The 19,653-nt window shown below is 67.5% G+C and carries 20 protein-coding genes; 1 reads left to right on the forward strand and 19 read right to left on the reverse strand.

Features of this window, described 5'->3' with window-relative positions; genetic code table 11:
* Window positions 1-17: 17 nt before the first annotated feature.
* The 15 genes from ACI3KU_RS01740 to ACI3KU_RS01810 form a co-directional block, all read right to left on the reverse strand.
* Window positions 18-1,121, reverse strand: coding sequence for an alanine racemase (locus ACI3KU_RS01740; RefSeq protein WP_404920559.1), 1,104 nt, complete (start codon window positions 1,119-1,121; stop codon window positions 18-20).
* The gene (locus ACI3KU_RS01745) at window positions 1,118-2,134 is read right to left on the reverse strand and encodes an ABC transporter ATP-binding protein (protein ID WP_404920560.1); all 1,017 of its coding nucleotides are present in this window, start codon (window positions 2,132-2,134) and stop codon (window positions 1,118-1,120) included. Before ACI3KU_RS01745 ends, ACI3KU_RS01740 begins: the two co-directional genes overlap by 4 nt.
* Complete coding sequence (locus ACI3KU_RS01750) at window positions 2,131-3,129, reverse strand: ABC transporter ATP-binding protein (RefSeq protein ID WP_404920561.1); 999 nt, start codon at window positions 3,127-3,129, stop codon at window positions 2,131-2,133. The genes ACI3KU_RS01745 and ACI3KU_RS01750 overlap by 4 nt, the downstream gene beginning before the upstream one ends.
* On the reverse strand, window positions 3,129-4,013 hold the full coding sequence (locus tag ACI3KU_RS01755; RefSeq protein ID WP_404920562.1) for an ABC transporter permease: 885 nt from the start codon (window positions 4,011-4,013) through the stop codon (window positions 3,129-3,131). Before ACI3KU_RS01755 ends, ACI3KU_RS01750 begins: the two co-directional genes overlap by 1 nt.
* Window positions 4,010-4,969, reverse strand: coding sequence for an ABC transporter permease (locus tag ACI3KU_RS01760; RefSeq protein ID WP_404920563.1), 960 nt, complete (start codon window positions 4,967-4,969; stop codon window positions 4,010-4,012). Before ACI3KU_RS01760 ends, ACI3KU_RS01755 begins: the two co-directional genes overlap by 4 nt.
* Before the next feature lie 18 nt (window positions 4,970-4,987).
* Entirely contained in the window at window positions 4,988-6,613 is a 1,626-nt protein-coding gene (locus ACI3KU_RS01765) for an ABC transporter substrate-binding protein (protein WP_404920564.1), read from the reverse strand.
* Between the two features lie 32 nt (window positions 6,614-6,645).
* The gene (locus tag ACI3KU_RS01770; RefSeq protein WP_404920565.1) at window positions 6,646-7,503 is read right to left on the reverse strand and encodes a fumarylacetoacetate hydrolase family protein; all 858 of its coding nucleotides are present in this window, start codon (window positions 7,501-7,503) and stop codon (window positions 6,646-6,648) included.
* Between the two features lie 13 nt (window positions 7,504-7,516).
* On the reverse strand, window positions 7,517-8,470 hold the full coding sequence (locus ACI3KU_RS01775; protein WP_404920566.1) for a hypothetical protein: 954 nt from the start codon (window positions 8,468-8,470) through the stop codon (window positions 7,517-7,519).
* Entirely contained in the window at window positions 8,470-9,483 is a 1,014-nt protein-coding gene (locus tag ACI3KU_RS01780; RefSeq protein WP_404920567.1) for a Gfo/Idh/MocA family protein, read from the reverse strand. Before ACI3KU_RS01780 ends, ACI3KU_RS01775 begins: the two co-directional genes overlap by 1 nt.
* Window positions 9,480-11,024 carry an amidohydrolase family protein gene (locus ACI3KU_RS01785; RefSeq protein WP_404920568.1) on the reverse strand — a complete coding sequence of 515 codons (1,545 nt, stop codon included), beginning with the start codon at window positions 11,022-11,024 and terminating at the stop codon, window positions 9,480-9,482. The genes ACI3KU_RS01780 and ACI3KU_RS01785 overlap by 4 nt, the downstream gene beginning before the upstream one ends.
* Window positions 11,025-11,027: 3 nt before the next feature.
* Window positions 11,028-12,350, reverse strand: coding sequence for an aspartate aminotransferase family protein (locus ACI3KU_RS01790; protein WP_404920569.1), 1,323 nt, complete (start codon window positions 12,348-12,350; stop codon window positions 11,028-11,030).
* Window positions 12,347-13,192 (reverse strand): amidohydrolase family protein, encoded by an 846-nt coding sequence (locus ACI3KU_RS01795; RefSeq protein WP_404920570.1) that lies wholly within the window; start codon window positions 13,190-13,192, stop codon window positions 12,347-12,349. Before ACI3KU_RS01795 ends, ACI3KU_RS01790 begins: the two co-directional genes overlap by 4 nt.
* Window positions 13,189-13,995, reverse strand: a complete 807-nt coding sequence (locus ACI3KU_RS01800; protein WP_404920571.1) for an IclR family transcriptional regulator — start codon at window positions 13,993-13,995, stop codon at window positions 13,189-13,191. Before ACI3KU_RS01800 ends, ACI3KU_RS01795 begins: the two co-directional genes overlap by 4 nt.
* 110 nt (window positions 13,996-14,105) lie before the next feature.
* A complete protein-coding gene (locus ACI3KU_RS01805; protein ID WP_404920572.1) occupies window positions 14,106-14,609 on the reverse strand; it encodes a sialidase family protein in 504 nt (167 codons plus the stop codon).
* Window positions 14,596-15,807: a sialidase family protein gene (locus tag ACI3KU_RS01810; protein ID WP_404920573.1), complete on the reverse strand. Its 1,212-nt coding sequence runs from the start codon at window positions 15,805-15,807 to the stop codon at window positions 14,596-14,598. The genes ACI3KU_RS01805 and ACI3KU_RS01810 overlap by 14 nt, the downstream gene beginning before the upstream one ends.
* A gap of 144 nt (window positions 15,808-15,951) precedes the next feature.
* On the opposite strand from ACI3KU_RS01810, the gene ACI3KU_RS01815 reads away from it, so the two are divergent.
* Window positions 15,952-16,794: a type II CAAX prenyl endopeptidase Rce1 family protein gene (locus tag ACI3KU_RS01815; protein ID WP_404920574.1), complete on the forward strand. Its 843-nt coding sequence runs from the start codon at window positions 15,952-15,954 to the stop codon at window positions 16,792-16,794.
* A 70-nt stretch (window positions 16,795-16,864) separates the two neighbouring features.
* Here the strand turns inward: ACI3KU_RS01815 and ACI3KU_RS01820 are convergent, their stop codons facing one another.
* From ACI3KU_RS01820 to ACI3KU_RS01835, 4 genes are all read right to left on the reverse strand, one after another.
* On the reverse strand, window positions 16,865-18,151 hold the full coding sequence (locus ACI3KU_RS01820; RefSeq protein WP_404920575.1) for an aspartate kinase: 1,287 nt from the start codon (window positions 18,149-18,151) through the stop codon (window positions 16,865-16,867).
* A gap of 109 nt (window positions 18,152-18,260) precedes the next feature.
* Window positions 18,261-18,734 (reverse strand): hypothetical protein, encoded by a 474-nt coding sequence (locus tag ACI3KU_RS01825; RefSeq protein WP_404920576.1) that lies wholly within the window; start codon window positions 18,732-18,734, stop codon window positions 18,261-18,263.
* Window positions 18,731-19,282: an EamA family transporter gene (locus ACI3KU_RS01830; RefSeq protein ID WP_404920577.1), complete on the reverse strand. Its 552-nt coding sequence runs from the start codon at window positions 19,280-19,282 to the stop codon at window positions 18,731-18,733. Before ACI3KU_RS01830 ends, ACI3KU_RS01825 begins: the two co-directional genes overlap by 4 nt.
* A gap of 19 nt (window positions 19,283-19,301) precedes the next feature.
* Window positions 19,302-19,598, reverse strand: a complete 297-nt coding sequence (locus ACI3KU_RS01835) for an EamA family transporter (protein WP_404920578.1) — start codon at window positions 19,596-19,598, stop codon at window positions 19,302-19,304.
* Window positions 19,599-19,653 lie beyond the last annotated feature (55 nt).

A 19,653-nucleotide genomic window follows, 5' to 3' on the forward strand; every position in this document is an offset into this window, starting at 1 on the left:
AGAAACCCGTATCGGAATCAGTGCCGGGCGAGGACCGACCATAGCCCGGTCACCACGTCGTCTTCCACGACGACGATGCGGTGGTGCATGTTGACCACGCCGCACGCGTGGTTCGGGCGGATGCGCACGACCTCTCCTACACGCGGATCGTCCGCTCCCTGCAGGAAGCCGTGCTCCTCGTGGCCGGTGATGACCACTCCGCCGCCGTCCGAGATCACGGTGCCGATGCGGCCGTCACCATGCATGCTGCCGTCGCTGCTCATCGCCTTGATCCCCGCGTCGATGATGGCCCAGTCTGCGGGCTGGGTGCTGATCACCCGGCTGTGTACCGACACGGCCACATCCTCCGGGGCGATCGTGCCGATGTGCACCTGGTTCTCATCACCCAGCGCATAGGTGCCGGGGCGCGCCTCGGTGACGCCGGGCACGGTCGGCGCCGACCGCACCCCGGGCGTGGAACCCACGGACACGCTGCGAACCTCATGCCCATCGGCGCGGATCGCCTCCGCCACAGCCACGAGCACCTCGCCGGCACGAACGCCGCGACGGTGCCGTTCGACGGGATCCGTGCCCGCCGCCTGCACCTGACCCTCGTGCGTCCAGACTCCGTCCAGATGCAGGCCGGGGAGAATCGCAACCGCGCGGGCGGCCGCGACCGCGACCTCCGGCACGACCCCGGTGCGGTGCAGCCCGGTATCGATGTCCAGGCGAACGGGGATCACGACCCCCGCTGCGGCCGCCGCATCAGACAGGTCCCGCACCGCGTCGACCGAGTCCGCGCCCACGATGACCTTCGCGGTGCGGGACGCTTCGATGACCGTGCCGACCCGGAAGCGGCCCACGGGCGGGTACGCCAGGAACACCGACGGCGACACGCCACCGGCGAGCGCGGCAAGTTCGGCCACGGTCGCCGCGGTGTGTCCCACGGACCCGGCATTGAGCTGCAGGCGCGCCACTTCCGCGGACTTCGTGGTCTTCCAGTGCGGGCGGAGGGCGACGCCGAGAGCGGCCGCGTGTGCCCCCATCTCGGCGATGTTGCGACGAAGCACGCCGGCATTGACCACCAGGACCGGCGTCGGCAGATCGGCGGCGTCCATTCCGATCACGATGCTCTCGCTCATGCTCGGGCCTCCCCCGCAGGACGACCGGCAAGAACGTCCAGCGGGTGGAAGCACGCCACGGTGCGGCCGCTGTCCCCCGCGGGCTCGAGTTCCGGCCTGCGCTCGGCACAGAGATCGTCAGCCCGCCAGCAGCGGGTGCGGAAACGACAGCCGGAGGGCGGGTTGAGCGGCGACGGCACATCCCCGGCGAGGACGATCCGCTCCCGCTTCTCGGCCGGGCCGGCGGGCGGAGTCGCCGATGCGAGTGCCGCCGTGTAGGGATGCGCCGGATGGGTGAGCACCTCCTCTGCCGTCCCTTGCTCCACGATCACACCCAGATACATCACCACCACGCGATCGGTGACATGGCGGATGACGTCCAGGTCATGCGAGATCATCACCATCCCGAGTGAGCGTGTGACGCGCAAATCCATCAACAGGTTGAGAATCTGCGCCTGAATCGACACGTCGAGCGCAGAGACCGGCTCATCCAGAATCAGCAGGTCGGGATCCAGGGCCAGGCCGCGCGCGATCCCGATGCGCTGACGCTGTCCCCCGGAGAACTCGTGCGGATAGCGATTCAGCGCAGTGGGACTGAGCCCGACCTGATCCAGCATCTCCACGACCTCCTCGCGAGACTGCTTTCCCCGCCACTCGCCGAACGCTCGCAGCGGCTCGGCGATGATGTCCTGCACGGTCATGCGGGGATTCAGCGAGGACTGCGGGTCTTGGAAGACGAACTGAATGCGTCGGCGCAGTTCCTTCCGGCGCGCGCGGGATGCGGCCACCAGATCTTCACCGCGGAAGGCGATCTCCCCGGCGGAGGGTCGTTCCAGTTGGGCGATGGTCTTGCCCGTGGTGGTCTTGCCACACCCGGACTCGCCGATGATTCCCAGAGCTTCGTTCTCTCCCACGATGAAGGACACACCGTCCACAGCACGCACCACGCGTCTGCCGGCAGCACGGAAGCTCACGTCCAGATCCGACACCTGCAGAAGGGGTGCGGTTGCTGCACCAGCGGATTCGGAGATCATGACTGCTCCTGGAAGTCTCGATAGTGGCACGCGCTCAGACGTCCGTTGATACTGGGGGCCACAGCCGTCGGCTCTTGGACGCACCGCTGTGACTTGAACGCCGAGGTGCATCGCGGCGCGAACGGACATCCGACGGGTAGACGATCCAATGACGGCGGCTGGCCGGGAATCGCCGGCAGCCTACCGCCGGGTTCGGCCAGCGCGGGGCGGCTGCGAATCAGGGCCTGCGAGTACGGGTGCCGGCTGTCATCGAACAGCTCCGTCGTGGTCGCGGACTCCATCACCTGCCCCGCGTACATCACGATCACGCGGTCCGCGTATTGCGCGATGACGCCGAGGTCATGAGTGATCAGCATGATCGCGACGCCGAGCTCCGTACGAGCCCGAGCCAGCACCTCCAGCACCTGAGCCTGAATCGTGGCATCCAGTGCGGTGGTCGGCTCGTCGGCGATCAGAAGGTCTGGATCGTTGACGAGCGCCATCGCGATGACCGCGCGCTGGCGCATGCCGCCCGACCACTGGTGCGGGTACTGCTGCATCCGCCGCACCACATCCGGTACGCCGACGAGCTCCAGCACCTCGGCGGCGCGTGCGCGCGCGGCGGCCCGCGACGCTCCTCGGTGATGGATCCGATACGCCTCCTCGATCTGCCTGCCCACCTTCACCACCGGGTCCAGAGTCGTCATCGGATCTTGAAAGATCATGCCGATTCGTCGACCGCGGACGTCGCGGATCGCGCGCTTCGACGCGGCAACGAGGTCATCGCCGTCGAAGCGCACGGACCCCGAGGTCACGCTGACAGCGGCCGGCAGCAGCCCCATCACCGCCAGGGCAGTCATGCTCTTCCCGGATCCGCTCTCGCCGACCACGCCGACCATCTCGCCGGGGCGGATGTCGAAGGCCACGTCACGAAGGATGGTGACCGGATCGGTGCGGCGGTCGATGCCGGCGTGCAGCCCTCGAATCTCCAGCAGGGGTGCGACTGTCTCAGACATCACTTGTTCCTCCGGGGGTCGATCGCGTCCCTGATTCCGTCGCCGATCGCCATCGCGGAGAGCACCGTGAGCGCGATCATGATGCCCGGCGGCAGCCACAACCACGGCATTGACGACAGCACGGTGAGCGACTGCGCTTCGGTGAGCATGTTGCCCCAGCTCGCCTGCGGCGGGCGGACACCGGCGCCCAGGAAGGACAGCGCGGATTCCAGCAGGACCGCCTCGGACACCAGAAGCGTCGCGGCGACGGTGACGGGCGGGAGCACGCCCGGAAGCAGGTGGCGGAACATGATGAAGCCGTTCCCGGAGCCCGACACCCGCGCCGCCTGGATGAACTCCTGCTCCTTCAGGCTGAGCACCACGCCGCGCGCGATACGGGCGGAGGAGGGCCACGACAGCCCCGCGATGACGCCGATCAGCATCGGGACGCTGGGGCCGATGATCCCCGCCACCACGATCACGACGAGCACCGGCGGCACGGAGAGCATGATGTCGACGATGCGGCTGATCACCGCGTCCAGGGCGCCGCCAAACCAGCCAGCGACGGTGCCGGCCAGCGCGCCGACGCAGACGGCGATCGCCGCGGAGAGGAAGCCCACCATCAGCGAAACCTGCCCGCCGGAGAGGAGTCGTGCGAACACGTCGCGACCCGTGGAGTCGGTCCCCAACACATGTCCCGCCCCCGGCGGTTTGCGCACCGCCGTGAGGTCGATCGCCGAGGGATCCAGCGCGGGAATCATCGCGGAGATCACGGTGGCGCACACGATCACCGCGAGGACGACGGAGCCGATCACGGCCACGGGGTTCCGCAGGAAGCGGCGCCAGGCCAGCGCACCGGGTGAACGGTCCGGCTTCGGCAGCAGGACGGAGACGGTATCGGTCATCGTGATGCCCTCACTCTCGGATCGACGACGGAGTACAGCAGGTCCGCAATGAGGTTGCACACCAGCACCAGGACGGCGACGTAGAGGCCGAACCCGATGATCACCGGATAATCGCGGGTGGTGAGGGAGGTCACCGCCAGCTGACCCATTCCCGGCCAGGAGAACACCTGCTCGAGCACGACGGCGCCGGCGAGAAACACCGGGATGTAGAGTGCGAGCACCGTCACCAGCGAGACCAGACTGTTGCGGAACGCGTGCATCAACGTGCGGACGGAGCTCGCCCCCTTCGCCTGCACGGCCCGAATGTAGTCCTTGCCAAGCTCTTCCAGCATTCCACTGCGCACATACCGAATGAACGGCGCCGCCACCGCGAGCGCGAGCAGCCCCACGGGGAGGATCATGTGCATCAGCAGGTCCGGGAGATCCGTCCTGCCGGATGCGTGCATTCCCGAGGACGGCAGCACCCGGAGCTTGACTGCGAACACGTAGATCGCCAGCATCGCGAGGAAGAATCCGGGGACAGCGATCGCGAGCACGCTGACGCCCGTGATCCCCTGATCGGTGACGCTCCCCCGACGCACGGCGGCGATGATGCCCAGCGGCACCGCGATGATCATGCCGACCACGAGCGCGGTTCCCGTGAGCAGGAGCGTCGGGCCCAGCCGGCCGAGCAGAAGCTGCCCGACCGGCTGGCCGTTCGCATAGGAGTAGCCCAGGTCCCCCCGCAGGAGCGCTCCGAACCACGCGAAGAACTGCACGATGAGAGGCTGGTCGAGCCCGAGCCGCTCTCGCATGGCGGCGATGAACTCCTCGCGTCCGGCACCACCGGCGTCCGGCGGGATCATCATGTCGACCGGGTCGCCCGGGGCCAACCTGACGAGCAGGAACAGTCCGATCGCGATCAGGACGAACACCAGCACGCTGGATGTGAGACGAACCAGCAGGCTCCTCAGCATCGTGCACTCCTCATTCGATCAGCCCGCGATCTTCCAGTCGGCGGCGTTCCAGAACCCGTTCGTGAAGTCGCCGTGCGGCTCGAAGCCGGTCAGCCGCTCACTCGTGGCCCAGATCGTGTTCGGCACGTTCAACCACACGTACGGCACGAGCTTGTTGTCGAGACGTGCGGCGTCCTGGTAGATCGCGGCGCGCGCGTCTTCGTCGGCGACCTGCTGACCGTCGAGCATCGCCTTGTCCAGCGCGGGGTCGCAGAACAGCGCCGTGTTCGCACCGGCCGGGAACTTCTGCTCGCACGCCACGATCGGCAGGGTGCTGGCCGGGTCCGGCGTGTACACGCCACCGCCGAACAGCGCGAGATCGTAGCTGCCGTCGCTGTAGCTCGCGGTGAGGGCACCGGCGTCCACCTGGTTGGCGACCGCAGAGATGCCGGCCTCCTTCAGGTTCTCGATGATGACGTTGACCATCTGGTCGCGGTCTCGCTGACCGGGCACCCACGAGATCTTGACCTCTTCGGAGGTGTCGAACCCGGCGGCGGCAAGAAGCTCCTTCGCCTTCGCCGGATCGTGCGCGTACTCCTCGAGGTCGTCGGGAAGCGCCCACGGCGTCATGATGTCGCTGTTGAGCAGGGTTGCCTCCCCGCCGAGGACGCCATCGATGATTCCCTGGCGGTCGATCGCATAGACCAGCGCCTGACGCACTCGCTCGTCGGCGAAGCGCGGCTTGCTGAAGTTCACCGCCATGCGGGTGAAGCCGGCAGCCGGCTTCGAAACGACGGAGACACCCGGGAGGGACTTCACCGCGTCCAGGTCCAGCGCCGACACCTGAACCAGGTCGATCTCGCCGGTTCCCAGCTGCGCGGTGGCCACATCGCTGGTGAGCATCTTCAAGTAGAGGTGATCGATTCCCACCTCGGAGCGGTAGTCGGGATTCGCCTCCAGCTCGATGTCCTGGTCGACGTTGAAGGCCTTCATGACGTAGGGCCCCATGCCGACCGTCGGCTGAGCGAACCAGGGATCCTCCAGGAGCGTCGCCGGGTCCTTCTCCCCCAGCACGTGCTCGGGAAGGATGAACATCACCGATCCGTAGCCGATCAGCGACAGGAAGCCGGCGTTGGCAGCAGACAGCTGGAACACCACGGTGTTGTCGTCAGGCGCGGTGAGTCCCGACAACGACGTGGCCGAACCGTCTTGGAAGGCCGCGTACCCCTCGATGCCGGAGAGACGTGCACTCCACGCACCGCCGACCTTCGGATTGGCGGCGAGGTTGTAGGTGAAGAGGACGTCCTGTGCGGTGAACGGCTCGCCGTCGCTCCAGGTCAGACCTTCGCGCAGATGGAACGTGAATGTCTTGGCGTCGTCGGACACATCCCATGACTCTGCGAGTCGCGGGGTGAAGGAGAAGTCCGGGTCGGTGGTGAAGAGGTTGTCGAAGATCAGCGACATGGTCAGCTGCTCGGCGCCCTGCGCCGGCTTCAGCGGATTGAACGTGACCGGCTTCTGGTAGAGGTACACGTTGGCGGACGTCTCGGCAGTGGGAGCCGAGGTCGCTCCCCCGCTCTCCTCTGGAGGTGCGGACGTACACCCCGCCAGGAGTGCGCTGACCACGCCGAGCGCGGCCAGGCCGATGAGTGACTTGTAACGCATGAGGACTCCTTTGGTTCGTGTGGTGCTCGTGTTCACCCGTCGACGCGTGGGGCGACGATACGGGTGGTGAGGGCGCCGAGGCCCTCGACCTCGGTGACGAGGACGTCGCCGGGTTGCAGGTAGGTCCCGGTGGTGGCACCGACACCGGCGGGGGTGCCGGTGAGGATGACATCGCCGGGGAGCAGCGTCATCAGCCGTGAGGAGAACGCAACCAGCTCCGCGACGGAGTGGATCATGTCGGCCGTGCTTCCCGACTGTCGTGTCTCACCGTTCAGGGTGAGAGTCACAGCCAAGCGCTGCGGGTCGGGGATCTCGTCCGCTGTCACCAGATACGGACCGATGGGTGCTGAGCCATCCAGCCACTTGCCCTCGAGCCAGTCGAAGAAGCCGGTCCAGACCTCGCCGTCACGCGGCCGATCGAGTGCGAGGCTGCGCGCCGACAGGTCGTTGCTGGTGGCATAGCCGAACACGTGGTCGAGCGCCTCGGTCACGGACACATCGCGTGCCGTACGACCGATGACGACGGCCAGCTCGGCTTCCCAGTCGAACTGGGTTGTGATGGCGGCGAGTTCCACCTCGGCGTCGTCTCCGACCACGCTGGTGTCCGGCTTCAGGAACAGTCGCGGTGACGCCGTGACGACGTCCCGCGGCTTACTGCCGCTCTCCGTGACGTGCTCCTGGTAGTTCGCAGCGACCGCCAGCACCTTGCCGGGGCGCAACACCGGCGCGAGCGCCCGGACGCTGGAGAGAGGCACCCGGGTTGCGCCGGTCGCGACGGGGGCCCCCGCCACGACGCCGGTCAGATCCCCGGTGCCGATGACGGCGACCTCGTCGCCATCGACGACTCCGTGCTGCACAACGCCGTCGTGCTCGAAGGTGATCAGTCTCATCGTCTCTGTCCTCTCAATCCTGCTTGTCGACCGTGACCGCGACACCGAGCGCTGCGGATTCCGTGACCGCATCGAGGAATCTCGAGACGGCCAGCCACGAGCCAGCACTCTCGCCTGCACGGGCTCCTTCGCTCAGCCGCCGCAGTTCCCGCAGTCGCGCGACAACCGAGCCGGTGCCATAACCTACGGAACGGCTGGTACTCGCGGTCCGCACGGTGAGTGCTGGGCGGGCGAGATCGACGTCAATGTGTCCGTGCGTGCCCACCACACGGATCCGCGCGAGCAGGGTTCCCTGTCCTGACGCGGTCCGAGACACATGACCGGACAGCACGACGTCCCGCTCGGTCTGGCCAAGGAAGGTGACCGCGTCGTCTGCGAGCGCTGACGTCGCGAGCGTGACGCTGGCTGGTCCGGTCAATCGCAGCATGAGGTCCACGGCATGGGCACCGATGTTGCGCAGATCGCCTTCGGGACTGGGCCCGTCCCCCGCGGCGACCACGAGGTCGATCATCACGGCACGCAGCAGGCCGATCTCGCCGTCGCGGACGGCAGCGGCCGCACGAGTGAAGGACGGGTGCGACGCGTAGTGATGGCCCGACAACAGGCGCCCCGTGGATGCGCCGCCGAGTTGCGCGGCGAGCTGCGTCGTGCTGTCCAGCGTCGGCTTGTCGACGAGCACCGCAACCGCGGCTCCGACCGTGGCGAGCAGGCCCTGTCGAGCCTCCCCGCGCAGGCACGCCACGATCGCGGTTCCCGCATCGAGGTGTGGGAGCTCGCCCACGGTGAACGGCACGTCGAGAGAGTGCGCCAGTCGCGCCGCCCGCTCCGAGTCGCCGTCGTTCGCGGGCGACCACACGCCAACCGGCACGAACCCGGCCGCGCTCAGCCCCGGAGCCCACATCGACGACTGGTGGTCTTGGCGTCCCACCCCGACGGTGCCCGCAAGCAGTACCGGTACTCCAGCCATCAGCGTGCTCCTTCCCGTCGGACCAGCCGGCCCGTGTGCAACGACTCCTCCGCGGCCGCCGCGACGCGCACAGCGTCCACGGCATCGGCCACCGGCGGAACGACAGCGGACTCCCCGCGCGCGGATGCCGCGAACGACTCCAGTTCCGCGACGAACACGTCGCCCGCGGACCCGTCCGGAGCCCACATCGACAGGCCTTCCTCCTGCCAGGCCCGGATGCCGTCGGCGTCCCAGTTGCGGGTCACCACGCCCTCGGTGCCGACGACGGTGAACTCGAGGTATGACGCCTTGCGCGGTCGCTCGCCGCGGCTCACCTCGCACACCGCACTCGCCCCGCTGGGAAAGCCCAGTTCAATCACGAGATAGTCGGCGATGTCGAGAGCCCGGCTGGTGACTGCCTGGCCGCGCGCGAAGACGGTGTCAGGTTGCTCCCCCATCCACCAGGCCGCCAAGTCGGTGAGGTGCACACCATTGTGCAGCGAGTGCCCACCGGACACCGCCGGATCCAGCACCCAGGCCTGCCACCCCGGCCAGATCCAGCCGCCGTTCATCACGATCCGAGCGAACCGCGGCGCGCCGATCTCCCCGGACGCCACCACATCGTGCACGGCCCTGCTCTGGGCTGAGAACCGGTGGCTGTGTCCCACGGCCAGAGTGAGTCCACGCTCCGCCGCGAGCGCGGCAAGCTGCTGTGCAGCCTCGACAGTCATCGCCAGTGGTTTCTCCATCAGCAGGTGCCGCCCGGATTCCAGGACGGCGGTCCCGATGCTCTGATGCGTGAGGTTGGGCGTGCACACGATCACCGCGTCCACGTCGTCGCGCGCCAGCACGTCCGCGAGCTGATCCTCGACGGCACACCCCTGTTCGTTGGCAACCGCCCCGGCGCGGGCGCGATCCATGTCCTGCACGCAGACCAGGCGCGCAATGCTCATCGCCCGCAGCGCCGCCATATGGGAGGCGGCGATCCCGCCGACGCCGACGATGGCGACTCCCAGCGCTCGTGAGTCGTTCACAGCGCGTGCTCCTTCCTGCGCAGCCGTCCCGGCCGCGCTCCTGTCGATCTGCCGTGCTGCTGCACGGCGATGCCGTTCACGTAGACGTCGCGGATGCCGATGGAGGGCAGCGCGGGAGCAGCGAATGTGGCGCGAGCATCCAGCTCCTCCTCGGAGAACACGACGATGTCGGCGGACGCGCCGGCGCGGAGGCCGCTGGGAATGCCCACCCGCTCAGCTGAGGCGACGCTCATCCGGCGCACCGCCGTCGGCAGGCTCACCCCGAGGGCGCGCATGCGACGAAAGGCGGCCGGGAAGGTGCCCCAGGATCGCGGGTGAGGCGCCGATGCCCGGTGTTCGGCAGATAGCGCCGTCCCGTCGGAGCCGATCGTGACCCACGCGGTCTGCAGGGCGAGATCCACGTCGGCGTACGCGCCGCTCTGCACCGCGACGTCGACGAGAGCGTTGTTCGCAAGGAGGATGTTCGCCAGCCAGGTCCACGGATCGGGCTGGGATGCGGGACTGGCTCCGACAGCATCGGGGGTGGCGGCGGCCTTCATGACGATGATCTGATCCGCGTTCCACCCCGCTTCCCGGAGGAGCTGCGCGATGACCTTCGGTTCGAGCGCAAGCGCTGCGGCGGTGCCCGCCGCACGGATCTCCGAGGGCAGCAGCTGGAGGAGGGTGGTGTGACCGGCGATGTAGGGGTAGCAGTCCGCCGCGATGTCCTGGTCACCACGCAGCCGATCGATGCGCGCGAGCGTCTCGACAAAGCGTCCGTTCGCATGCGTCGCCCGCAGATGTGAGATCTGGGTTCGTGCGTCACCAGCGACGGCAGCGAGTTCGGAGATCGAGCCGTCCAGCGCCCGGGCGTCGTAGTCGCGCAGGTGTGCGGCGAACAGACCATCCCGGCGCGCCACAGCTGCCGCGACCGCGGCGAGTTCGTCCCGTGTCGCCGACTCGCCCGGCGCGTACATCAGTCCCAGGCTCACGCCGACGCACCCGGCGTCCAGCGCCGCGTCGATCTCCGCGACCAGTGCGGACAACTCAGCCGATGTGAGGTTCGTGCCGCGGCCCGGCGCGGCGGCATGACGCGCGGAGCCGTGCCCGACGAGTGCCGCCACGTTCGCGGCAGACGGGGAGGAGTCCAGCGCCGACAGCCAGTCGGCGACGCTCGCCCACGGCCGCGGCTGGTCAGGCGTGACGTCGATGGTTGCGATGATCTCGGCCAGCCCCGCGGCATCGCCGCCGGTGGGTGCCGCGGACATGCCGCAGTTGCCGATGATCTCCGTGGTGATGCCCTGCGTGATCCGGCTCTCGGCGTCGGGATATGCGAAGCGCGTGAGATCGGAGTGGCAGTGGATGTCGACGAACCCCGGCGCGACGACGAGCCCGGTCGCGTCGACGACATCGGCGTCGTACCCACCCGCGGGACGCGAGCCGAGCGGGACGATCGCCTCGATCCGCCCGTCCGCCACGATCACGTCACCGACGAACGGCGCTTCGCCGTAGCCGTCGACCACATTCCCGGACAGGAGCACGGTTCTCTGCATCGTGGGCATCGGTCACTCGCCTCCGCGACCGAACTCGCCGTCGCGCTGCATCGCGGCCAGCACGCTGGCCGCGTTCTCCAGCGTCCGGTCGATGTCCTCCTCGGTATGCGCCAGCGAGATGTGATTGCGCTTGAGCGCCATCGGGTACATCAGTGACCCTTGCTCAGTCATGCGCCGATGAAACTCCGCGTACGCGTGGTCGTCGTTGCGCATCAGGTCGCGGTAGCCGCGCACCTCGCCCTCCAGGAAGTAGGTGACGAAAACGGATCCGAGTCCGGTGACCACCGCGGGAACCCCGAGGTCAGCGGTGATCTGTCGCATACCGGCGCGCATCCGATCGCCCAGCGCTCGCACGTGCCCGTAGAAGTCGACCTCCGGATCGGACAGCACGCCGATGGTCGCGATGGCGGCCGCCATCGACGCCGCATTGCCGTTGAACGTTCCCGCGAGCATGACCGATCCACCCGCCGGGGTGAAGTTGCTCATCACCTCACGGGAGCCTGCCATGCCCGCAACCGCGAAGCCGTTGCCCATGGCCTTGCCGAATGTGGTGAGGTCCGGCGTCACACCGCACAGCTCCTGGTACCCGCCGAGCGCGTGCCGGAACCCTGTGATGACCTCGTCGAAGATCAAGAGCGCTCCGTGCTGACGAGTGATGTCACGCAGGCCCTCCAGAAATTCCTGTTCCGGCAGCAGCGCGCCCACGTTGTGCGGCACCGGCTCCAGGATGACCGCGGCGATGTCATCGCCGTGGCGGGCGAACAGCTCCCGCACGGAGTCGAGGTCATTGAACTCCGCGATCAGCGTGTTCTCCAGCGCGTCGTCGAGGATGCCCGAGGAGTTCGGATCCCATCCGTAGGCGCGGGAGGGTGCGGAGATGACGTTCCGCGCCACAGCGTCGAAAGATCCGTGGAAGCATCCCTGGAACTTGACGATGCGACTGCGACCGGTCGAGCCTCGCGCCAGACGCACCGCCTGCAGCACCGATTCGGAGCCACTCATGGTGGTGATCGTCATCTCCGCGGAGGGAATCGCCGCCACAATGAGCTCGGCCAGTTGGAGTTCGAGCTCCGTGATGCCCAGTCCCACGAGGCCCAGACGGCGCGACGCATCCTCGACGGCCGTAGTGACGCGCTCGTCTCCGTGCCCCAACAGGATCGCGCCGAATGCCGCGTGGTAGTCGATGTAGTCGGTGCCGTTGGCGTCCGTCACGGTCGCGCCATGTGCCGAGCGGAACACCCAGGGCGCACCGATCGCACGCGTGGCGGAGTTCACACCTCCTGGGATGATCTCCGCGGCGCGGGCCGCCATGGTCTTTGCATCGAGGGTCGTCATGATCGCTCCTTCACGGTCAGTCCGAGCAGCGCGAGCGTGTCGCGGTGCACAATCTGGTCGATGCTCTCCTCCTGCACGAACGGCAGGTCGCCCGCCCGGAACGACGCGATCTGTCGCAGCCGCGAGATCGCATCCTCCGGCGTCCACAGCGGGTAGTCCGAGCCGAAGAGAAGCTTGTCCACCGTGCCCCACTCCTGGGCGTGAACGAGGGCGAGGTAGGCGTCCATCGGGCGCGAGGGCACGCCGGACACATCGGCGAACACGCGCGAGTTCTTGCGCAACACCACGTTGGTGTCCCGCTGCCACGGGTGTCCCATGTGGGCCATCACCTGGACGAGATCAGGGTGTCGACGGGCGACCTCATCGACGACGAGGGGCTGGCTGACAGCGAGGCTGCCGACGGGACTGGGTGTCGCACCCATGTGCCACAGCACCACCAGACCGTGACGGATCATCGTGCGGTAGAAGTCGTCAAAGTCGGGCGACAGCGGATCGAACAGGGCGAGCACCGGGTAGAGCTTCACGCCCTGCAGCCCCAACTCGACGGCCTCGTCAAGCTGCTCACGCCAGTCCGGGTCAGAGGGATCGATCGCCGCGAACCCGATCGTGGGCGTCGTGACAGATGCGACGAAGTCCGCCACGAACGAGTTCGGTGTGCGCACGCCCGCCTGGCTGGCGGCCATCCCGAAGGTGACCGCGACGTCGACTCCCCTCATCGCCTCGTCAAAGCTCTGCGGGGTGACCACCGGATAGGGCTCGCCGTATGCCCCCTCCCAGTGATCCTCGTGCTCGGTCCCCCAGTGCTCCGGAAGGTGGCAGTGGGTGTGGATGTCGATGATCATGCGATGGCCAATCTGCGTCGTACGTTCTGCATTGCGGCACCGAGCCGCGGAAGCGATGCGATCTCTGCGGCCGCTTCGGTGAGCGCGCGGTGGACCCGTTCCTCGTCGTCGGTGGAGAGTTCACCGGCCGGACCCGATACGCTCAGCGAGATCGCCGTCTCGCCCTCCGCAGGCACGAGAATCGCCATGCACCGCACGCCGCGGTTACGCTCCTGATCGTCGATGCTGACCCCCCGCGCGCGGATCCGCTCCAGCTCTGCGTCAAGCTGCTCGCGGGTGGTGAGGGTGTAGTCGGTGAAGCTCTCGTAGGGTGCGCGGGTGGGAACGTGATCGTCCACCTGCCGCGGGTCGAGCACCGACAGCAGCATCTTGCCGAGGCCGGTGCAATAGGTGTGGTCGAGGAATCCTCCGGCGGCGATACGCAGCGCGCGGGCCGGCTCCTCGACGGCGAGGTGCAGCACGGCCCGACCCTGCAGAATGCCGAGGTTCGAGGTAAATCCGAGGTCGTCGGCGAGCGCCTTCATGACGGATGCCGCGATCTCGGCGAGCTCCACCGGAGCCAGCGACTCGGTGAGCTCATACAGGCTCGGCCCGAGGGCATAGGCGGGCGGCTGACCCACACGCATCACGAACCCCTCACGTTCCATGACGGCGAGCAGGCGAAGGAGCGTCGGCTTGGGCAGATCGATCGCTCGGGCGAGCGCGGCCAGCGGCATGGGGTGGTGCGCTGCCCCCAGCGCTCGAAGCGCTGCCAGCCCCCGGGAGAGCCCCTGCGAGTGATACGACGTGGAATTCGGTTCCATGTGATGAACCCTGACGTGGAGCGCCGTTTCATGTCAAGCAATTCGTTGAAGATCGCCGAAAACGCCGAAACCCCGGGGCTATCCCCCGGGGTTTCGGTTCGCACGGCGAATCAGCCCGCGTAGTCCGATCGTTGCGTGAACACCGCGGACAGGGTGCGAGCGACCACGTCGTAGCTCATCGTCAGGAACGTTCCGGATGCGAGTTCCACGTTCGAAGGATTCGCCTGATCGCCGTTACCTGCGTCGTACACCAGGGTGGAGCGCACGGCGTGTCCGTTCCAGCTCGCGGACGGGTCAGCGATGATCACACCCTCGGTGGGTCGTCCCGTGCGCGCCGGATTGCCGTACGTCAGCAGGAGGCTGCCATCAGAAAGCACTGTCTGAGAGTGCGACTCTGCCGGAATGTCTGTGATCGCGGCCGCGGACCAGGTGGCACCGTTGTCGAAGGAGCGCGAGAGGTACGCGCGCACCGGGCTCGACGTGGACCGGATGAGGGCGACGATCTCCCCCGATGGCAGCACCGAGAGGTTCGGCTCCTGGAACGCTACCGAGCCGACCGCGAGGGTCACTTCGTTCGCTGCGTCCCACGTGAGGCCCTGGTCAGTGCTGCGCACGACGGTGGCCCGCTGGCGTGCATCCCCCGGCAACGTGCCGTAGAGCGGGGATCAGCAGATCCCCGCTGGCTAGCTCAACGATCGGTCCATGGTTCGCCGCCCACCCGAGCGGGTATCCACCCGACACCGGACCGCAGGCGCAGCTCATCTGCGTGGACACCGTCGTCGGCGATGACCACGTGCTTCCGCCGTCGGTGCTGCGCATGACGTAGGTGCCGTGCAGGACGTTGGGCGAGCCCCACTGCGTGTAGAAGTAGGTGAGCAGCAGAGTGCCGTCCGCCAGAACTGCCAGCTTGGGATCACGCGGATCGTGTGCGGGGTCAGTCACCAGCGCCGGCGTGGACCAGGTCGCACCATTGTCGGCACTGCGCACCAGCTTGATCACACCGTTGGTACCAGCGTGTGCGGGAGCCTCGTAGTATGACGCCACCACAGTGCCGTCGGCGAGCTTCACCGCTCCGGGGAATCGGATCGCCGAACCCGCGGGGGCGGTGGCCGCAACGGTCGTCCGGAACACGGGGATGGTCGATGCCATCCCGAGGTCGTCGATGTAGAGGTTCAGTCCGACCGGTCCCGTGCCCTCGGAGCCGATCATCAGCGCACCGAGCGAGGTACCGCTGCTGGCGCGAACCGTGGTGGGAAAGCGCACGCGATCCACCTCGATCGTCGCTTTCGCCGTGGTCGCGTCCATGCGGACCTCGATCCAACGCGCCAGCGGGTCGACGCCCGGAGCCGTGCCCAGCGTCACCCACGCCGATCCGTTGTACGCCTTGACCACGAGGTCACCGCCGGAGCGGGACAGGAAGAACCGCCAGACACCGAGGGCATCGGACGCCGATGCCCCGAGTGAGACGATGACACCCGTGTCCATCTGCGAAGCGAGTAGCCGGAACGTCACCGACTTTTGTGCGGACGCCGCGTCAGGGCACGTCATCCGAGTGTGCACCGACGTGCTGGCGTCGGTCAGCCGCACCGCACGGTTGCTCGCTGGCGCACCGGCAAGGGCCGCGACTTGGACGGTCGCATCACCCACAACCGTGCAGGCGGCAGGCGCTGCCCCCACGGCCTCGGCGTCGAACGAACGTACGGCACCAACGAATGGCGCGGCTGTTGCGGGCGCTGCGACGCTGAGCCCCAGCGCCAGGGCGGTTGTCGCGATCAGTGTCGCGATCACCCGCGGAAAGCGGTTCGGCATCATTGCCTCCTCCTCCGAGACCGGCCCAATACCGGTCGGTGGTGGGGAAGCTAAAGTCGCCGTCCGTTCCATGTCAATTCGTGGAACGATTCCTTTGATCAGTATTTCGACTGGATCCGGGTGATCATCACCCCGTACGGTATGTGCATGGGCCACACCGCAACCCCAGGAGATGACGATATGACCGATGACCGCGAGACCACCCGTTGGCGCACATTCTGGGCGCGGGGTGGCTGGTGGCGGTCCGCGCTCGTAGTCGTCGCGTACTTCGTGGTGTTCCAAGCCGGATCTTTACTGTTCGCGCCACTCCTCGCGACCGTGACCGACCCGGCGATGGTGGTGCTGGTATTCACCGCCCTGCCGATCGCCCTCGGGGGCATCATCCTGGTGGCGTTCGCCCTCTCCACGGGACAGTTGCGGACGCTCTTCGGGCATCAGCCGATCGGTGGCCGGTGGTGGATGTGGATCGCCGTGGCTATCGTCCTCGTGTTCAACGCTCTGCGCTTCGCCACCACCGACTATGCCGATGCAGGCTTCACGCTGGCACTCGCGTGGCTGGTGGCGGGACTGTTCATCGGTTTCGCGGAGGAGTTCCTCACCCGCGGCATCGTGGTGCAGTTCATGCGACGCGCCGGCTACGGCGAGATCGTCGTCGCCGTCGTCTCAGCGGCCCTGTTTGCAGCGATGCACGCGGGCAATCTGCTCACCGGGCAAGCACTGTTCCCGACGGTCGTGCAGCTCCTCTACACGTTCGCGTTCGGCCTGTGCATGTACCTGACACTGCGGGTGACGGGAAATCTCATCTGGCCGATCCTGCTGCACGCGAGCACCGATCCATCGATCTTCCTGCAGAGCACCCATCCTGCTGACACCCCGGTCGCCGCCTTCGCCGGCCTCGGAAATATCGCGGTGATCGTGGCCGGCCTGATCCTGCTGATCTTCATCCGCGGTCGTGTCACGCCCCCACAGCACGTCACCACCGTGGGGTGACGATCACCCACCCGCGAATCACGAAGGTCCGAACCCGGCGGGTTCGGACCTTCGTGTTGACGTGCTGGTGTCAGCGACCGGTACCGGCGTAGACCGTCGCCTCACCGTCGGAGTCAAGGCCAAAGGCCGAGTGCACGACCGCGGCCGCCGCTGCGATGTCGGAGGCACGCAACACCACGGAGATGCGAATCTCGCTGGTGGAGATCATCTCGATGTTCACGCCCGCCTTGCTCAGCGCCTCGAACAGGGTTGCGGAGACGCCGGAGTGCACGCGCATACCGGCACCGACCACGGAGAGCTTGCCGATCTGGTCGTCGTGCAGCAGGTTCTCAAATCCCACGCCGTCCTTTTCCGCCTGCAATGCGCGAATGGCGGTAGCCGCATCGGCCTTCGGGAGCGTGAACGAGATGTCCGTGCGACCGGTGCTCGCAGCCGACACGTTCTGCACGATCATGTCGACGTTGGCACCCGATTTGGCGACGATGGTGAAGATGTCGGCAGCCTTGCCGGGCACATCAGGAACACCGACGACGGTGACCTTGGCCTGGCTCAGATCGGTGGCGACACCAGCGACGACGGGCTCTTCCATTGCATCTCCCTCAGCTGCGCGCGGGCTCTTCATGCCCTCGCCAAGAACGTAGGTTCCCTCGTTCGATGAGAACGAGGAGCGGGCGTGGATCAGCACGCCATGACGACGCGCGTACTCGACGGCGCGGATGTACAGCACCTTCGCGCCGTTGGCCGCGAGCTCCAGCATCTCCTCGCTGGAGACCGTGTCGAGCTTGCGGGCGTGCGGGACCACGCGAGGGTCGGCGGTGAAGATGCCGTCGACGTCGCTGTAGATCTCGCACACATCGGCGTCGAGTGCTGCGGCGAGTGCAACGGCCGTGGTGTCGGACCCGCCCCGGCCGAGCGTGGTGATGTCGCGGGTGTCGCGGTTGAAGCCCTGGAAGCCGGCGACGATGACGATCGCGCCCTCATCCAGCGCTTCGCGCAGGCGCACCGGGGTGACATCGACGATGCGCGCCGCACCGTGATGCGCGTCGGTGATCATGCCGGCCTGGCTGCCCGTGAACGAACGCGCTTCGAAGCCCATCGAGTGGATCGCCATCGCGAGCAGGGCCATCGAGATGCGCTCGCCTGAGCTCAGCAGCATGTCCAGCTCGCGGGGTGCGGCGATCGGCGCCACAGCATTCGCGAGGTCGAGGAGCTCATCGGTGGTGTCGCCCATCGCGCTCACGGCGACCACGACATCGTGTCCGGCACGACGTGTGTCCACGATCCGCTTGGCCACCCGCTTGATGCTCTCCGCGTCGGCGACCGAGGATCCGCCGTACTTCTGCACGATCAACGCCATGGGGAAACTCCTGAGAATGTTGAGCGATCTGCTCACTGAAACACCAGTTTACGAGGCGCTGCATGCTGCTTCTGCCATGTGACGCCTGATCGACATGCAGAGCGCGCGGTCAGCTCTCCCAGACGATCACGGGCGTGTGCCCGTCCGGGAATCGCGCGACCAGGAGCTGATCGGTCTGCGGATCCTCGATGCCGTAGTCGATGCTGAGGACGGAGTCCGTCGCCCACGCCCCGTCGGGGAAGATGCCAACGCGAACCACGACCAGCGCGTCCAGGAAGTCGCCCGGCGTGCGATCCTGCCAGCCCTCAACTTCCTCGTGGAAGAAGCGCCAGTAGTCCGCAACCGTGGTGCCGTCGTCTCCGAGATCCGCGGCGATGCGCTCGCGCGCCGAGGCGTCGTGCTGGTCTAGCCGATCGAGCACGTCGTCGAGCCGCGTCACCGCGTCCTCGTCGAAGGCGGCGGGATCGGCCACCACGAGCGTCGCGGGAGCGGGCCGCTGGGCGATGGTCACGGCGGCGTCCACCACGAACTCGTCGCCGTCTTCACAGAAGGAGAGGGAGCCCAGATGCCTGCTGTGCTTCATGGCGTGAGCGTAGCGTCCTCCGCTTCGGGCGACACAGGACGTGACCGCAAGCGTCCACCGGTGGCTGCCAGCCAGCAGCCCACGAGAACGATCGGAGCTCCCAGGAGGAGACCCGGTCCCAGTGGCTCGCTCATGATGAGGACGCCGAGCCCGAGGGCCACGATGGGATTGATGTACGTGAACAGCGGCGCGTTCAGGGGACCGACCTGGGCGATGAGCGCAAAGAACACGAGGAATGCGACGGCCGTACACAGCACGCCGAGAAGAACGAGGCTCACCACGCTGGGAACGGACGGCACCGTGTGGGTGGTCAGGATCCCCGCGGGCAGATAGCCGATGCCCACGATGAGCAACGCGAGGCAGATCGATCCCATCGAGGGAACATCGGCGAGCTTGCGCGCGATGACGAACGGCGCAATGGCGTAGAGCAGCGCGACCAGAAGCACCTCGCCCACGGCGAAGAGGCCGCCGCCCGTCACGCCGACGCCAGGGCCGAGCACGATCACTGCGACGCCGCCGAGTCCGAGGACGAGCCCAAGGATACGCACGGGTCGCAACGCCGTTCGATCACCACCGCCGAGTGGCGACGAGAAGCCCGGTGAGCCCTGAGGGCAGCGACTGCTCCGCATGGCCGAGCAGAAGGAACGGACCAGCCATCTCGATGAGTCCGAAGGCGAGCACCCACGGCCACTTCTTCGCCGCCTGCTTCAGTGCTCCTGAGCGGATCGCGAACGGGAGAAGCAGAAGCGCACCGATGAGGGTGCGTCCGGCGACGATGGCGGGCGGCGAGAAGGAGTCGACAGCCACCTTGATGAGCAGATACGGGATCCCCCACAGCAGCCCCATGCGGCGAACAGCAACCACCCCCGGCGGGTGAAGCCGGTCATGACTGGAGATCCCTGGGCGTCGTCGTGGCGCC

It is taken from the genome of Microbacterium sp. ZW T5_56, assembly GCF_044987425.1.
In the GTDB taxonomy this organism is placed as follows: domain Bacteria; phylum Actinomycetota; class Actinomycetes; order Actinomycetales; family Microbacteriaceae; genus Microbacterium.

Excerpts from the sequence above, each read along its gene's own strand:
- ACI3KU_RS01770 (WP_404920565.1), bottom strand. The coding sequence starts at position 7,503 with ATGAGACTGATCACCTTCGAGCACGACGGCGTTGTGCAGCACGGAGTC.
- ACI3KU_RS01775 (WP_404920566.1), bottom strand. The coding sequence starts at position 8,470 with ATGGCTGGAGTACCGGTACTGCTTGCGGGCACCGTCGGGGTGGGACGC.
- ACI3KU_RS01800 (WP_404920571.1), bottom strand. The coding sequence starts at position 13,995 with ATGGAACCGAATTCCACGTCGTATCACTCGCAGGGGCTCTCCCGGGGG.
- ACI3KU_RS01785 (WP_404920568.1), bottom strand. The coding sequence starts at position 11,024 with ATGCCCACGATGCAGAGAACCGTGCTCCTGTCCGGGAATGTGGTCGAC.
- ACI3KU_RS01760 (WP_404920563.1), bottom strand. The coding sequence starts at position 4,969 with ATGCTGAGGAGCCTGCTGGTTCGTCTCACATCCAGCGTGCTGGTGTTC.
- ACI3KU_RS01740 (WP_404920559.1), bottom strand. The coding sequence starts at position 1,121 with ATGAGCGAGAGCATCGTGATCGGAATGGACGCCGCCGATCTGCCGACG.
- ACI3KU_RS01825 (WP_404920576.1), bottom strand. The coding sequence starts at position 18,734 with ATGAAGCACAGCAGGCATCTGGGCTCCCTCTCCTTCTGTGAAGACGGC.
- ACI3KU_RS01815 (WP_404920574.1), top strand. The coding sequence starts at position 15,952 with ATGGGCCACACCGCAACCCCAGGAGATGACGATATGACCGATGACCGC.
- ACI3KU_RS01820 (WP_404920575.1), bottom strand. The coding sequence starts at position 18,151 with ATGGCGTTGATCGTGCAGAAGTACGGCGGATCCTCGGTCGCCGACGCG.
- ACI3KU_RS01755 (WP_404920562.1), bottom strand. The coding sequence starts at position 4,013 with ATGACCGATACCGTCTCCGTCCTGCTGCCGAAGCCGGACCGTTCACCC.
- ACI3KU_RS01810 (WP_404920573.1), bottom strand. The coding sequence starts at position 15,807 with ATGATGCCGAACCGCTTTCCGCGGGTGATCGCGACACTGATCGCGACA.
- ACI3KU_RS01750 (WP_404920561.1), bottom strand. The coding sequence starts at position 3,129 with ATGTCTGAGACAGTCGCACCCCTGCTGGAGATTCGAGGGCTGCACGCC.
- ACI3KU_RS01745 (WP_404920560.1), bottom strand. The coding sequence starts at position 2,134 with ATGATCTCCGAATCCGCTGGTGCAGCAACCGCACCCCTTCTGCAGGTG.
- ACI3KU_RS01790 (WP_404920569.1), bottom strand. The coding sequence starts at position 12,350 with ATGACGACCCTCGATGCAAAGACCATGGCGGCCCGCGCCGCGGAGATC.
- ACI3KU_RS01765 (WP_404920564.1), bottom strand. The coding sequence starts at position 6,613 with ATGCGTTACAAGTCACTCATCGGCCTGGCCGCGCTCGGCGTGGTCAGC.
- ACI3KU_RS01795 (WP_404920570.1), bottom strand. The coding sequence starts at position 13,192 with ATGATCATCGACATCCACACCCACTGCCACCTTCCGGAGCACTGGGGG.